The sequence below is a fragment of the Alloalcanivorax xenomutans genome (assembly GCF_032810065.1).
Lineage (GTDB): Bacteria > Pseudomonadota > Gammaproteobacteria > Pseudomonadales > Alcanivoracaceae > Alloalcanivorax > Alloalcanivorax xenomutans.
Window position 1 is genome coordinate 583373 of the sequence record NZ_CP136538.1, and the last position, 13449, is coordinate 596821.

The following is a 13449-nucleotide window of genomic DNA, read 5'->3' on the forward strand; positions in this document are numbered from 1 at the left end:
ATGGAGGTCGTGATGAAACAGGAACGGTTAGTGGTGATTGGTAATGGCATGGTGGGACAGAAGTATCTGGACCATCTGGTGGCGGACGGGTTGCATCACCGTTATCAGGTCACGGTGCTGTGCGCGGAGCCGCGTCCGGCCTACGACCGGGTTCACCTGTCGGAGTTCTTCACCGGACGCAGCAGCGAGGACTTGTCCCTGGTGCCGGAGCGTTTTTTCGAACGCCACGGCCTTGAGCTACGCTTGAGTGAGGGCGCCGACAGCATCGATCTGCAGAACAAGACGATCCGGACCGCCAAGGGGGCCACGCTGAACTATGACAAGCTGGTGCTGGCCACCGGGTCCTATCCGTTCGTGCCGCCGGTGCCGGGGCGGGGCCGCCCCAGTTGCCTGGTGTACCGCACCATCGAGGATCTGGAAGCGATCATGGCATCCGGGCGGGATGCGGAAGTGGGCGCGGTGATAGGCGGTGGCCTGCTCGGTCTCGAAGCGGCCAAAGCCCTGCGCGATATCGGCCTGCAAACCCATGTGGTGGAATTCGCGCCGCGCCTGATGGCGGTGCAGGTTGACGACGGCGGCGGCGCGCTGCTGCGCCGCAAGATCGAACAGCTCGGCGTGTTCGTGCATACCGGAATGAACACCACGGAAATCATCGACGGGGAGTTTTACCGTCATCGTCTCAACTTCGCCGACGGCGGGCACTTGGAAGCGGATCTGGTGGTATTTTCCGCCGGCATTCGCCCCCAGGACACGCTGGCCCGTGACGCCGGGCTGGCGGTGGGAGAGCGCGGCGGGATTGTCATCGATAACCACTGCCGCACATCCGATCCTGATGTTTACGCCATCGGCGAGTGCGCGCTCTGGGGCGGGCGCATCTATGGCCTGGTGGCGCCAGGTTACGAGATGGCGCGCGCCGCCGTCAGTCATTTGCGGCATCGGCGTGATGAAACATTGGCGGTACCGTTCACCGGCGCCGATATGTCCACCAAATTGAAATTGATGGGCGTGGACGTGGCGTCCCTGGGGGATGCCCATGCCAGCACGCCGGGAGCCTGCTGTTATCGCTACGAGGACGAGCGCAAGCAGATTTACAAGAAGCTGGTGGTCAGCGAGGACGGTCGTCGCCTGCTGGGCGGCGTGTTGGTGGGGGACGCACGGGAATACAACACCTTGTTGCAACTGATGCTCAATGACATGGCGTTGCCGGAAACGCCGGAGCAATTGATCCTGCCCGCCGCCCAGGGCGCCGCGCCGGCCCTCGATGTCACCCGGTTGCCGGACAGCGCCACGCTGTGCCAGTGCCAGAATGTGACCAAGGGAGCCTTGTGCCAGGCCATCGCCGAGGGGCACTGTGATCTGGCGGCGATCAAGCAATGTACCGGCGCCGCCACCGGTTGTGGCGGTTGCGAGCCCATGGTTCGGACGCTGCTGGACACTTTCGGCGTCGAGGCGGATGCGCTGGCGGAGGTGGGAACATGACCTGCACCACCTGCCCCTACTGTGGTGTCGGTTGTGGCGTGATCGCCACGCCCGGAGACGAGAGCGCACCGAACCGGTTGCGTATCGAAGGCGATCCGGATCACCCGGCGAACCAGGGCCGTCTCTGTGTGAAAGGGTCGGCGCTGGCGGAGACGGTAGGGTTGGAAGGGCGCCTGTTGCAACCCTTGATGCGCGATGACGCCGGGCAGGCGCAAACCGTGTCCTGGGATCGGGCGCTGGATCGGGTGGCCACGGATCTGCGCCGCATTATCGACCAGCATGGTCCGGAGGCGGTGGCCTTCTACGTCTCCGGCCAGTTGCTGACCGAGGACTATTACGTGGTCAACAAGCTGGTAAAGGGCTGGCTGGGCACCGCCAACATCGATACCAATTCGCGGCTGTGCATGTCCTCCGCGGTGGCCGGTCATAAAAGAGCTTTCGGCGAAGATCTGGTGGGTGGCAATTATCAGGATCTGGAAGAAGCGGACCTGGTGGTGCTGGTGGGTTCCAATACCGCCTGGTGCCACCCGATCGTCTACCAGCGATTGATGCGGAGCCGGCGCGAGCGGCCGGAGAAACGTATCGTGGTGGTGGATCCGCGCCGCACCGCCACCTGCGAGCAAGCGGATATGCATTTGCCGGTGAGGGCAGGCTCCGATGTGTGGTTGTTCAACGGGCTGCTCACCTATCTGGAAGAGCACGGTGTGGTGGACACCGGGTTTGTCGCCAACCATACCCGCGGTGCCGCCGAAGCGCTGGCCGTGGCCCGTGCCGACGGCGGCCGTCTGGAGGCGGTCGCCAAGGCCTGTGGGGTGCCGGTGGCGCAATTACAGGCGTTTTACGCCCTGTTCGCGCGTACCCGCAAGGTGGTGACGGTGTTTTCCCAGGGCGTGAACCAATCGTCCAGCGGCACCGACAAGGTCAACAGCATCATCAATTGTCACCTGTTCACCGGGCGGCTTGGCGAGCCCGGCATGGGACCGTTTTCCATCACCGGCCAGCCCAATGCCATGGGCGGCCGGGAAGTCGGTGGCCTGGCCAATACGCTGGCGGCGCATCTGGAACTGGATGAGCCGGCGCACCGGCAACTGGTGCGGGAATTCTGGGGCAGCCCGCGTATCGCCCGGGAGCCGGGTTTAAAGGCCGTGGATTTGTTTGAAGCGGTGCACGATGGCCGTATCAAGGCCCTGTGGGTGATGGCCACCAATCCGGTGGTGAGTCTGCCGGACGCCGACCGGGTCCGCGAGGCCCTGCGCCGTTGTGAACTGTTGGTGGTGTCCGATCTGTTTGCCGATACCGATACCGCCGCCGAGGCCGGGGTGGTGCTGCCGGCGCTGGGCTGGGGCGAGAAAGACGGTACCGTGACCAACTCGGAACGCTGCCTGTCCCGGCAAAAAGCCTTTCTGCCGGCGCCGGGAGAGGCAAAGCCGGACTGGTGGGCGGTCAGTGAGGTGGCCCGGCGGCTGGGGTTCGATGGCTTCGCCTTTGAGCAGCCCCATCAAATTTTCGATGAGCACGCGCGGCTGTCGGCCTGGCGCAACGACGACGATGGCGTGCGGCGTGCTTTCCATATTGGCGGTTTGGCGGGCCTCGACGCCGAGGGCTATGATCGCCTGCGCCCGTGCCAGTGGCCGGTGCCGCAAGCTGGTGAGCATACCTCCCGGCTGTTCCAGGACCGCCGCTTTTTCCATGGGGACGGCAGGGCCAGGCTGGTGCCTACCGCGCCCCGTGCTCCGGTCAACGCGGTGGATGACGAGTTCCCGCTGGTGCTCAACACTGGCCGTATTCGCGACCAATGGCACACCATGACGCGCACCGGCCGCGCCCCGCGTCTGGCCAGCCACCTGCCCGAGCCGTTCGTGGAAATGCATCCTTACGAAGCCATGTTGTGCGGTGTGCAGGACGGGGCCCTGGTGCGGGTGGCCAGCCGTTGGGGCGCGATGGTGGCGCGGCTGCGCTGCACCGCCGATCAACCGCGGCGGACCGTGTTCGTGCCGATTCACTGGAATGACCAGCGTGCATCGGATGCCCGCGTTGGCGCGTTGGTCAACCCGGTGGTGGATCCGCTTTCCGGGGAGCCGGAGTTCAAGCACACCCCGGTCATGGTGTCGCCGTTCCCGGTGGATTGGCACGGGGTGGTCTACAGCCGTTCCCCGCTGCAATTCGCGGGCAGAGAGGCGCCGGCCTACTGGGTTTGTATCCAGGGTGACGGTTTCCTGCGCTATGAGCTGGCTGGCCGGGGCCGGCTTGAGGAGCCGCACCACTGGAGCCGGTCGCTGCTGGGATTCGAGCAGCAACCGCGGTGGCTGGAAGTGGGCGAGGACAGTGCCGGTGATTATGGCGCCGTGGCCCTGGAGCAAGAGCGCCTGCTGGCCTGTGTCTATCTGTCACCGCGCGCCGAGCTGCCTTCACGCAGTTGGCTGAGCCGCGTGTTCGGGAAGGAAACAGTATCCGAGGCGGATATCGTCGGGCTCAAACTGGGGCGTTCGGTGGATCCGGCCGACGACGTCGGCGCCACGGTCTGCTCTTGTTTCTCAGTGGGGCGGAATACCATCCTCGACGCCATTCGCGATAACGGGTTAACCTCGGTGGAGGGCGTTGGGCGCTGCGTCGGAGCAGGCACCAATTGCGGTTCCTGCCAGCCGGAAATCCGCGCCCTGATCGAAGAGGCGAGACTGGCGGAGGGCGCGTGATGGAGGACGTGACGGTTGCGATTCTCGCGGGTGGCCAGGGACGCCGGCTCGGCGGTGTGGACAAGGGGCTGATACCGGTGCTGGGCCGCAGCCTGGTGGAGCGGGTGCTGCAAGCCCTGCCCGACGGACCGGCGAGACTGATCGTGGCCAATCGTAATTTGCGCGCCTATCAGGCGCTGGGGGTGCCGGTGGCCAGTGACCCCTGGCCGGATTTTCGTGGGCCCCTGGCCGGTATTCTGGCCGCGTTACGCACTGCCTCCACTCCGTGGGTGCTTATTCTCCCCTGTGATGCGGTGACCTTGCCCGACGATCTGCTGCCCCGTTTAATGATCCAGGCCAAGCTGCAAGGCTTGCGGGCAGTGTATGCTGAGGCGCATGGTCAGGGGCAGTATTTGTGCTGCTTGCTGAATCGCGATCTGGAAAGCGGGCTCGCCGAAGCGCTGGAGCATGGCGAGCGGGCGCCGCGTCGCTGGTTCGCCACCATCGGTGCGCGGCCGGTGGACTTTTCCGACGTGCAGCCGGAGCCGCTGTGGAGTTTGAACAACCCCGCGGAAGTGGCCGACGCTTGTGCCCGTCTGAGCCGGGGAGACTGATCATGGGCATAGCCTTTGAGCCGTTGTTGGTAAAAGAGCCGTTGCAGGACCGTTTCGGCCGGGTCAAACGCAAGCTGCGCTTGTCACTGACCGACCGCTGCAACTTCCGTTGCCGGTATTGCATGCCGGAACACCCGCAATGGCTGCCCGGGCGGGAACTGATGGACCGGGAGGAACTGCTGCGGCTGGCGACTCTGTTCGTGGACAACGGTATTGAAGAGCTGCGCCTGACCGGCGGCGAGCCGCTGCTGCGCAAGGATGTGGTGGCGTGCGTGGCGGCGCTGTCCCGGTTGCGTGAGCATGGGTTGAAGCGGCTGTCGATGACCACCAACGGCACCCGCTTGCCGGCATTGCTCGATGACCTGATCGAGGCCGGCCTGGACGATCTGAACATTAGTCTGGACGCGGTGGACGAAGGCCGTTTCCAGGCGCTTACCCGCCGCCCGCTGGCGCCGGTGCTGGCGGGGATCGAAAAGGCCCGCGACAGCGGCCTGCCGGTGAAACTGAACGCGGTGCTGATACAGGGGTATAACGACGACCAGATCCTGCCGCTGACCCACTGGGCCAAGGCCCGTGATCTGCCATTGCGCTTCATCGAATACATGCCGCTGGACGAACCGGGCCGCTGGCGTGAGGAGCAGGTGGTGTCCGAGGCTCGCATTCTCGATACGCTGGCCGGCCACTATCGGATCGAGGCACTGCCCCGCGGGGCGGCCCCGGCCACCGAATACCGACTCGATGAGCGCTACACCCTGGGCGTGATCTCCACCGTGACCCGGCCCTTTTGCGCCGATTGCGACCGGCTGCGGCTGACCGCCAACGGGCATCTTTACACCTGTCTGTTCGCCCGTCAGGGGCACGATCTGCTGACGCCGCTGCGCGGCGGGGAAAGCGAGGCCCAGCTGCGGCGTCGCATCGAACAGAGAGTCTGGCACAAGGACGCCGGCTACGCGGCCACGCCCGGCCCGGTGGACCGGCCAATTACCATGCACGGGATGGGAGGCTGATGAATCTGTCCTTTGAACTTTACGGTGAACTGATTCCGCTGGCGGGTGGCGAGCGTATCACCCTCGTCACCGAAATGGCGCCGGCCACGGTGGCCGAGGCACTGAGCGTGCTGGCCGATCAGTGTCCGGCCCTGCAACCGCGCCTGGATCAGTGCGCCGCGGTGCGCGACACCGACATTTTATTGCGCTCGGACCCGTTGCCGGAAAACGGTCATCTGGTGCTGCTGCCACCAGTGGCGGGGGGGTGATCATGACGGATTCGAGTAACAGGATGCATTTGACCGAATATCCGATCGCCATCGACGAACTGCTGGCGCTGGATCGCTATCCGGAGTGCGGCGGCCTGGCCCTGTTCGCCGGCACCGTGCGCGACCATCACCAGGGCTTGCCGGTGGAGAGCTTGCGCTATACCGCCTACGCGCCGTTGGCGGAAAAGCGCATCGCCGAGATCGAACAACAGGCCCGTGAGCGCTTCGGCCTGAGCTATTGCCGCGTGGTGCATCGCCTGGGCGCGCTGCGCATCGGTGACGTGGCGATCGTGTGCGTGGCCCGTGCCGCGCATCGGGCGGAGGCGTTCGAGGCGTGCCGTTACCTGGTGGATGAAGTGAAGCATCAGGCGCCGATCTGGAAGGAAGAATTCTATACCGACGGCAGCAGCGCCTATGTGCAGGGCTGCTGCATCCGCCCGGACTCACGGTCGGGCGATCAGCATCACGCTCATACCGACTCTCACCCGGACCATCACCGGGTTCCCCATTGTGATGGAGATCATTCTTGAAAGACGTCAGTAACAAACCGGACTCGTTCCGCAGCGCCCGCGCGCAGTGCTGTCTGCGGGCTCCGCAGGACTGCATCGAGCGCCTGCGCCGTGGCGACACCGACAAAGGCGATGCCTTGAAGACCGCGCGCATCGCCGGCATTCTCGCCGCCAAGCGCACCGACGAACTGCTGCCGCTGTGCCACCCGCTGCCGATCCACCGCGCCGAACTGGAGTTCGAGCTGGGCGAGGAGCAAGTAACGATCCTGGCCGAAGTGCAGACCATCGGCCCTACCGGGGTGGAAATGGAAGCGCTCACCGCCGCGCAGATGGCGGCACTCACCTTGTACGACATGCTCAAGCCACACTGCCGTCCGGATCAGTTGGAAATCACCGATGGCCGCCTGCTGGAAAAAACCGGCGGCAAGTCCCAGTTCCGCCGCTATCTGCGTGCGCCGATGAGCGCGGCGGTGATCGTGCTGTCGGACACCGTGGCCGCTGGCCGTAAACCGGACACCGCCGGGCGCTCGGTGGAGGAAGGTCTGGCCGCCGCCGGTTTTGAACCGGTGCATTATCAGGTGTTGCCGGACGAGCCGGATCAGCTGCGCGAGGCGGTGCAGGCGCAACTGACCGAGGGCACCGCGCTGATCGTTACCGTCGGCGGCACCGGGGTCGGGCCCCGTGACTGCACCGTGGACACCGTGCAGCCGATGCTGACCACCGAGCTGCCGGGGGTAATGGAAGCGGCGCGGGACTTCGGTCAGCGCCGTACACCCTACGCCATGATGTCACGGGGCATTGCCGGGCTGGCCGGAGATAGCGTGGTGGTGACGTTCCCGGGCAGCCGGCGCGGCGCCGAGGAGACGCTGGCGGCGCTGCTGCCGGGGCTGGTGCACCTGCTGGAAGTGTGCCGGGCCGGCCGCCCGCATCCGGGCGGGTATCAGTAGCACGCGCAGCACCGCCTGACAGCGCTTCACAGACTGGACTACAAAGCCGCTGTAGGAGCATGCCTGCAAGCGAATTCTTCCAACATTCGGAAAATAGATTCGCTTGCAGGCAAGCGGCCCGCCGCCCGGCTCCTACAGCGGCTTTGTGGCCATTTCTGAATTCACGTTCCCAAGACCAGTTTGAAGGAGATTCTCTGATGGGATGCGGGACCACGCCGGGACTGCTGCCGGTGGCCGAGGCCCTGGCCACGTACCGGCGCGTGTTGACCCCGCTGCCGGCCCGGGAGCAACCGGTCGAGGCGGCCTTGGGGCAGGTATTGGCGGCCCCGGCGCGGGCGGCGGTGGACCTGCCGCTGTTCGATCAGAGCGCGGTGGACGGCTATGCGGCACGCAGCGTCGATCTGGCCATGGCCACGCAGGATAGTCCGGTGCGCTTGACCCTCAGTGGCGACATTCCCGCCGGTCAAAGCACGGAAACAGCGTTGGCGCCGGGTTGCGCCATGCGCATTCTGACCGGCGCGCCGGTGCCGCCGGGGGCCGATACCATCGTGAGACAGGAGTGGGTGGTCCGCGAGGAAGGTGCCATCCGGGTCGATCGCGTGGTGGCGCCGGAGACGGACCTGCGTCGCCGGGGTGAGGAGTTACAAAGCGGCACGGAATTGGCGGCCGCTGGCACGCGGCTGGATGCCGGCCGTCTGGCGGCGCTGGCCATGGCCGGGGTGGCCGATGTGAACACGCATCCGAAAGCGCGGGTGACGGTGCTGGTGACCGGGGACGAGGTCAAACCCGTGGGCGAGCGGCTGAGGCCCGGACAAATCTATGACGCCAACGGGCCGCTGGTGCGTGGCTGGCTGGCGCAGCGCGGGCAGCCGCTGGTGCGCTGCCTGGCGGTGGCGGATCGTTTCGAGGACGTTTGCCAGGCGTTGGAGCAGGCGCTGGCGGAGTCGGACGTGGTTATCACCACCGGCGGCGTGTCTGTGGGTGACCGGGATTATTTACCGGAAGCGGCGCAACGGCTGGGTGTGGCCAGGCACTTCTGGAAGCTGGCGCAAAAGCCGGGCAAGCCGCTGTGGTTCGGGACCCGGGAAGGCACCGCGCTGATCGGGTTGCCGGGCAATCCGGCGGCGGTGCTGGTGGGGCTGACGGTGCACGTGGCGGAAGTGCTGCGGGTACTGGAAGGCGATCCGGCGGGGCCGCCCTGGGGCCATGCCCGCTTACTCGAAGACGCGCGTCCGGACGATCGCCGCGATCAGTGGCTGCGTATGCGGTTGCAAACCGACCCCCTCACCGGTGCCACGGCACTGGCGCCGTTACCGCGCCAGGCGTCGCATATGCTGTCCAACCTGATGGCCGCCGATGTGCTGGCCTGGGTGCCGGCCGGTGATGACGCCTGGCGCGCGGGCTCGGTGGTGCGCTGGCTGCCGTTGCGGTGATTCGGGTGACTGGAAAGATGAATTCAGAGCTTGCCACGAAGCCGCTGTGGGAAGCTTGCTTGCAAGCGAGTGGACAAAGGCCCGGAGGCATTCGCGGCCAAGGCCGCTTCCCACAGCGGCTTCTTAGGCCGGTCTGTGGGAAGCGGTCTTCTAGCGTTTCCCCGCCAGCGTAATCCCCTTGAGAATCGACAGCGCCTGGGACAGCGGGTAATCGCGGCTGGCCAGCGGTTCCTCATCCGGCTCCGCATCCGGCCCGCTCTCTCCATTCTGGTTCATCAGATGATGGGGCAGGTCCGCTTCCCGTGGCAGATGCTCCTTGAGCAGCTTGACGCTGGCCACTTCCACCTTGATATCCGGGACGATGCCTTCCGCCTGGATCGAGCGCCCTTCGGGGGTGTAATAACGGGCCGTGGTCAGCTTCAGCGCGCTATCACCGCTGATCGGCAGTACCGTTTGCACCGAGCCTTTGCCGAAGGTGCGATTGCCGACGATCACGGCGCGCCCCTGATCCTGCAGGGCGCCGGCAACGATTTCCGAAGCGGAGGCGGAGCCGCCGTTCACCAGTACCACCAGAGGCAGACCTTGCAGCCGGTCGCCGGCGTGGGCGCGGTAGTCGTTGCGGCTGGCTTCGTCGCGGCCCTGGGTATAGACGATCAGACCGCTGTTCAGGAACAGATCGGCCACTTGCACGGCGCCGTCCAGGACGCCGCCGGGATTGTTGCGCAGGTCCAGGATCAGGCCTTTGAGTGTGCCTTCCCCCTGCAATTTCTCCAGCGCCTTGCCGGTTTCCATGCCGGTGTTGTTCTGGAACTGGGAGATACGGATGTAGCCGTAACCTGGCTCCAGGGTGTCCTGTCTTACGCTCTGTACTTTGATGCGGTCCCGCTCCAGCACCACGGTGCGCGGCTGTTCCTCGCCTTCGCTGAGGACCGACAGGGAAACCTTGGAACCGCGTTCCCCGCGCATTTTCTCCACCGCCTCTTCCAGGCTCAGGCCCTTGACGAAGGTGTCGTCGATTTTCAGGATCAGATCGCCGGCGCGGATGCCGGCGCGGGCGGCGGGGGAATCATCGATGGGGGTGACGACCTTGACGAAGCCGTCTTCCATGGTCACTTCCAGGCCCAGACCGCCGAACTCACCGGTGGTGGTGGTCTGCAGATCCTCGAACTGATCCGGAGTCAGATAGGCGGAGTGCGGATCCAGTTCATAGAGCATGCCGCGAATGGCGGCATTGAGCAGTTCCTTCTCGTCCACTTCCTCGATGTAGGCGCCGCGCACCCGTTCCAGCACCTCGGCGAAGGCCCGCAACTGGGTCACTGGAACGCCGGCTTCACGGGCCTGATCATCCAGGGACTCGGAGGTAGTGGCGGCGTGCAGAGTGGGAACGAAAACAGTAAGAGCGAGCAAAGTGGAGCGCAGAACAGCGTGAGGCAGTTTCAACATGAGGCTCTAATCCTGGCGTCAGTTGGCGCGGGTGATCAGTTGTTACGGCGATCAGTTGTTACGAGCAATGGGCGGCAGTGTAACACGGCGGTCGCACCAGCGCGCCGGGTTCACCGCCTTGCCGCGGTGGCGGATTTCAAAGTACAGAGCGCTGCGGCTATTGCCGCCGGAACGGCCCGCCAGGGACAGCACATCGCCGGTGGCGACCTGGTCACCGACCTGGCGCAGCAGGCTTTGATTGTAGCCGTAGAGCGTCAGGTAACCGTCGCCATGATCGAGAATGATGAGCAGACCGAAACCGCGCAGCCAGTCGGCGAACACCACCCGCCCGGGGTGCACGGCCTGTACCGGGGTGCCTTCGTCCACGCCCAGAATGACCCCGGTCCAGCGCAGTTCGCCTTCCCGGCGGCTGTTGTAGCTGGTCAGTAGGGGGCCGCGCACCGGCCAGGGCAGACCGCCCGCCAGTTTGCCGAAGGGAGTTCCGCCGCTGGCGGCCGGCCGGCTCGGGCCGCTTGGAGCGCTCTCCCGCGCTGCCTGTTCGGCGGCCTGGCGCATTTGCTCCAGCAGACGTTCCAGGCGCTGCTGATCCGCTCGCAGACTGTTCAACTGGCCACCGCGGTTCTCCAGCGACTGGCCAAGGGCGGCCAACGCCTTCTCCCGTTCACGGCCGGCGGCTTCCAGCTCCTGGCGATGCCGGGCCAGGGCGGTGCGCCGGTCCAGCAGGTTGGCGCGGGCATCGGCCACTTCCCGGGCCACCTGGCGGAGATCGACCAACTCACCTTCCAGGTTGACCAGGCGATCACGCCGCGCACGCTGGAAGTATTCCTGGTAGCGTAGCAGCCGGGCCACCCGTTCCGGGTCTTCCTGGTTGAGCAGCAGCTTGATGCGCTCCTCCCGGCCGGCCTGGTAGCTGGCCCGCACGGTGCGGGCCAGCCAAGACAACTGAACCTTTTTCTCCGCCGCCAGTTCGGCCTGGCGCTGTTCGGTCTCGGCCAGGCGTTGTTCCGCGTCCTGGACCTCACGGTCCAGATGGCGTTGTTCACGACCCAGGGTACCGATGCGTTTTTCGGTATCGCGCAGCTTCGCCTGCAGGTCGTCGCGGCGCTCCAGGTCCTGATTCTGAGCCGAGGTCAGCTCGCGGATGCGCTCCTTCAGGGCTTCCAGTTGCTCGGGGGACGGGTCGTCCGCCCGGGCCACCAGGCTCAACAGCAGGAGCAGGGGAAAAAGACTTCTCATGGCAGCGGGTTTTACCGTAACCGGCCCCCGATGTGTATACTTGGCGCCGATTTTACCTCGGCAGGAACGCAACCATGGATCGTTTGATCGAGTTTGCCAGCAACCATTACCTTCTGGTCTCCGCCTTCTTTCTGTTGTGGGCTGTTTTCTTCACCATTGAGTCCCGGCGTGGGGGCAAGCCCATCAGTCCGCAGTTGGCCACCAATCTGATCAACCAGCAAAACGGTGTGATCATCGACTTGCGTGACGGCGAGGAGTTCCGCGCCGGCCATATCGCTGGTAGTGTCAATATCCCCGCCGGGCAGGTCATGGATCAGCTTTCGCAGCTACAGGCCTATAAGGACCGACCGGTGATTCTGGCCTGCAAAATGGGCAATCAGTCGTCACACCTGGGGCGTCAGTTGCGCGGCAAGGGGATTCCCAACCTTTACCGCATCCAGGGCGGCATCAACGCCTGGCGCAATGATAACCTGCCGGTGGTGAAGGCCTGATGGCCGGGGTGACACTATGACCGAGGTGACAATGTACACCACCTCGTGGTGTCCTTTCTGCCGGCGGGCCAAAAGTTTGTTGGTGTCGAAGGCGGCGCGGCTTCATGAAATCGACGTGGATCGTGTTGCCGGAGGGCGCCAGGAGATGATGGAGCGCAGCGGCCGGCGTACCGTGCCGCAAATCTGGATCGGGCCGCACCATGTGGGGGGCTGCGATGAACTTTTCGCCCTGGAACGGGCGGGCAAGCTGGATGCCTTGCTTGCCGGATAACACGGGTCGCCGGGGGCGGCCTTGCAAACCATGGAGATAATGATGGCGGATCAACAGGAAAAAGTATTCCAACTGCAGCGCGTGTACCTGAAGGACGCTTCCTTCGAGTGCCCGGGCGCGCCCGAGATTTTCCTGCAGGAGTGGAAGCCGAAGGTGAATGTTCAGTTGAACAACAATGCCCGCCGGCTTGGTGACTCCAACGAGTACGAAGTGGAAGTGACGGTGACCGTGACCGCCAAGGATGAGGGGGAAGAGAAAACCTTTTACCTGGTGGAAGTGAAGCAGGCCGGCATCTTTACCCTGGTCGGCATTGAAGGCGAGGAGCGCAACCAGCTGCTTGGCGCCTATTGCCCCAATCTGCTGTTCCCTTACGTGCGCGAAGTGGTATCGGACCTGGTATCCAAGGCGTCTTTCCCGCAGATGGTGTTGCAGCCGTTGAACTTCGACGCTCTGTATCAGCAACAGCGTCAACAGCAAACGGAAGGCAACGAAAGCGTGACGGTTCAGTAAAGACGGCGCCGGCGGATGACGTCGCGTCTGTTCTGCTAATTCTTACACCGCGCCCGGATATCCCAGTTGGCGCCAGGCCTCGTAGAGCGTTATCGCGACCGCGTTGCTCAGGTTGAGACTGCGGCTGTCGGCTACCATCGGCAGCCGCAGCCGTTGCTCCGGCGTCAGCCGGCCCAGAACCTCCGGGGGCAAGCCCCGTGTTTCCGGTCCGAACAGCAGCACGTCGCCGTCCTCGAACCGGGTATCGCTGGGGGTGGTGTGGCCCTTGGTGGTCAGGGCGAACAGGCGGGCCCCGTTCATGGCGGCCAGGAAGGCCTCGAAATCCGGGTGCACGGTTACCCTTGCCCATTCCGAATAGTCCAGCCCCGCGCGCCGCAGGCGCTTCTCATCCAGGCTGAAACCAAGCGGCTCGATCAGGTGCAGCCCGGCGCCGGTATTGGCGGCGAGGCGAATAATGTTGCCGGTGTTCGGCGGAATCTCCGGTTGGTAGAGAGCAATATGCAGCATGGTAAAGGAGGGCGGCGGGGCGCCGCCCGTTAGCCATCCGCTAACCGGAAGGGTGGGGAAAGGCGATCCGGATGGCCCTGAA

At 64.9% G+C, this 13449-nt stretch carries 14 protein-coding genes; 11 read left to right on the plus strand and 3 right to left on the minus strand.

Going from position 1 to position 13449, the window contains the following annotated elements; translation table 11 throughout:
- Positions 1-12 precede the first annotated feature (12 nt).
- From nirB to RYH70_RS02885, 8 genes are all read left to right on the plus strand, one after another.
- Positions 13-1479 carry a nitrite reductase large subunit NirB gene (gene nirB, locus RYH70_RS02850; protein WP_022994370.1) on the plus strand — a complete coding sequence of 489 codons (1467 nt, stop codon included), beginning with the start codon at positions 13-15 and terminating at the stop codon, positions 1477-1479.
- Positions 1476-4172 carry a nitrate reductase gene (locus RYH70_RS02855; protein ID WP_055098705.1) on the plus strand — a complete coding sequence of 899 codons (2697 nt, stop codon included), beginning with the start codon at positions 1476-1478 and terminating at the stop codon, positions 4170-4172. Before nirB ends, RYH70_RS02855 begins: the two co-directional genes overlap by 4 nt.
- The gene (gene mobA / locus RYH70_RS02860; protein ID WP_022994372.1) at positions 4172-4765 is read left to right on the plus strand and encodes a molybdenum cofactor guanylyltransferase MobA; all 594 of its coding nucleotides are present in this window, start codon (positions 4172-4174) and stop codon (positions 4763-4765) included. The genes RYH70_RS02855 and mobA overlap by 1 nt, the downstream gene beginning before the upstream one ends.
- A 2-nt stretch (positions 4766-4767) precedes the next feature.
- Positions 4768-5772, plus strand: a complete 1005-nt coding sequence (moaA, locus tag RYH70_RS02865; protein ID WP_051414163.1) for a GTP 3',8-cyclase MoaA — start codon at positions 4768-4770, stop codon at positions 5770-5772.
- Positions 5772-6020, plus strand: coding sequence for a MoaD/ThiS family protein (locus tag RYH70_RS02870; protein WP_022994374.1), 249 nt, complete (start codon positions 5772-5774; stop codon positions 6018-6020). The genes moaA and RYH70_RS02870 overlap by 1 nt, the downstream gene beginning before the upstream one ends.
- A gap of 23 nt (positions 6021-6043) precedes the next feature.
- Complete coding sequence (locus tag RYH70_RS02875) at positions 6044-6550, plus strand: molybdenum cofactor biosynthesis protein MoaE (protein WP_022994375.1); 507 nt, start codon at positions 6044-6046, stop codon at positions 6548-6550.
- Positions 6547-7476, plus strand: coding sequence for a bifunctional molybdenum cofactor biosynthesis protein MoaC/MoaB (gene moaCB, locus RYH70_RS02880; RefSeq protein WP_055098701.1), 930 nt, complete (start codon positions 6547-6549; stop codon positions 7474-7476). The genes RYH70_RS02875 and moaCB overlap by 4 nt, the downstream gene beginning before the upstream one ends.
- A gap of 197 nt (positions 7477-7673) precedes the next feature.
- Entirely contained in the window at positions 7674-8909 is a 1236-nt protein-coding gene (locus RYH70_RS02885; protein ID WP_022997145.1) for a molybdopterin molybdotransferase MoeA, read from the plus strand.
- A gap of 150 nt (positions 8910-9059) precedes the next feature.
- Here RYH70_RS02885 and RYH70_RS02890 read toward each other — a convergent pair whose 3' ends face one another.
- Both RYH70_RS02890 and RYH70_RS02895 read right to left on the minus strand, forming a co-directional pair.
- Complete coding sequence (locus RYH70_RS02890; RefSeq protein WP_063140418.1) at positions 9060-10352, minus strand: S41 family peptidase; 1293 nt, start codon at positions 10350-10352, stop codon at positions 9060-9062.
- Between the two features lie 51 nt (positions 10353-10403).
- Positions 10404-11588: a murein hydrolase activator EnvC family protein gene (locus RYH70_RS02895; RefSeq protein WP_080530373.1), complete on the minus strand. Its 1185-nt coding sequence runs from the start codon at positions 11586-11588 to the stop codon at positions 10404-10406.
- A 74-nt stretch (positions 11589-11662) separates the two neighbouring features.
- On the opposite strand from RYH70_RS02895, the gene RYH70_RS02900 reads away from it, so the two are divergent.
- Genes RYH70_RS02900 through secB form a run of 3 tightly spaced genes read left to right on the plus strand, consistent with a single transcriptional unit; the run spans position 11663 to position 12860 of the window.
- Positions 11663-12079, plus strand: a complete 417-nt coding sequence (locus RYH70_RS02900; protein WP_022997148.1) for a rhodanese-like domain-containing protein — start codon at positions 11663-11665, stop codon at positions 12077-12079.
- A gap of 16 nt (positions 12080-12095) precedes the next feature.
- The gene (grxC, locus tag RYH70_RS02905) at positions 12096-12350 is read left to right on the plus strand and encodes a glutaredoxin 3 (RefSeq protein ID WP_022997149.1); all 255 of its coding nucleotides are present in this window, start codon (positions 12096-12098) and stop codon (positions 12348-12350) included.
- 42 nt (positions 12351-12392) lie between these two features.
- Positions 12393-12860 carry a protein-export chaperone SecB gene (gene secB, locus RYH70_RS02910; RefSeq protein ID WP_022997150.1) on the plus strand — a complete coding sequence of 156 codons (468 nt, stop codon included), beginning with the start codon at positions 12393-12395 and terminating at the stop codon, positions 12858-12860.
- Between the two features lie 42 nt (positions 12861-12902).
- Here secB and trmL read toward each other — a convergent pair whose 3' ends face one another.
- On the minus strand, positions 12903-13367 hold the full coding sequence (gene trmL / locus RYH70_RS02915; RefSeq protein WP_080530374.1) for a tRNA (uridine(34)/cytosine(34)/5-carboxymethylaminomethyluridine(34)-2'-O)-methyltransferase TrmL: 465 nt from the start codon (positions 13365-13367) through the stop codon (positions 12903-12905).
- Positions 13368-13449: the final 82 nt, after the last annotated feature.

Coding starts and splice junctions, on each gene's coding strand:
- secB (WP_022997150.1), top strand. CDS start 12,393: ATGGCGGATCAACAGGAAAAAGTATTCCAACTGCAGCGCGTGTACCTG.
- trmL (WP_080530374.1), bottom strand. CDS start 13,367: ATGCTGCATATTGCTCTCTACCAACCGGAGATTCCGCCGAACACCGGC.
- RYH70_RS02890 (WP_063140418.1), bottom strand. CDS start 10,352: ATGTTGAAACTGCCTCACGCTGTTCTGCGCTCCACTTTGCTCGCTCTT.
- RYH70_RS02900 (WP_022997148.1), top strand. CDS start 11,663: ATGGATCGTTTGATCGAGTTTGCCAGCAACCATTACCTTCTGGTCTCC.
- grxC (WP_022997149.1), top strand. CDS start 12,096: ATGACCGAGGTGACAATGTACACCACCTCGTGGTGTCCTTTCTGCCGG.
- RYH70_RS02885 (WP_022997145.1), top strand. CDS start 7,674: ATGGGATGCGGGACCACGCCGGGACTGCTGCCGGTGGCCGAGGCCCTG.
- RYH70_RS02875 (WP_022994375.1), top strand. CDS start 6,044: ATGCATTTGACCGAATATCCGATCGCCATCGACGAACTGCTGGCGCTG.
- mobA (WP_022994372.1), top strand. CDS start 4,172: ATGGAGGACGTGACGGTTGCGATTCTCGCGGGTGGCCAGGGACGCCGG.
- moaA (WP_051414163.1), top strand. CDS start 4,768: ATGGGCATAGCCTTTGAGCCGTTGTTGGTAAAAGAGCCGTTGCAGGAC.
- RYH70_RS02895 (WP_080530373.1), bottom strand. CDS start 11,588: ATGAGAAGTCTTTTTCCCCTGCTCCTGCTGTTGAGCCTGGTGGCCCGG.
- nirB (WP_022994370.1), top strand. CDS start 13: ATGAAACAGGAACGGTTAGTGGTGATTGGTAATGGCATGGTGGGACAG.
- RYH70_RS02855 (WP_055098705.1), top strand. CDS start 1,476: ATGACCTGCACCACCTGCCCCTACTGTGGTGTCGGTTGTGGCGTGATC.
- RYH70_RS02870 (WP_022994374.1), top strand. CDS start 5,772: ATGAATCTGTCCTTTGAACTTTACGGTGAACTGATTCCGCTGGCGGGT.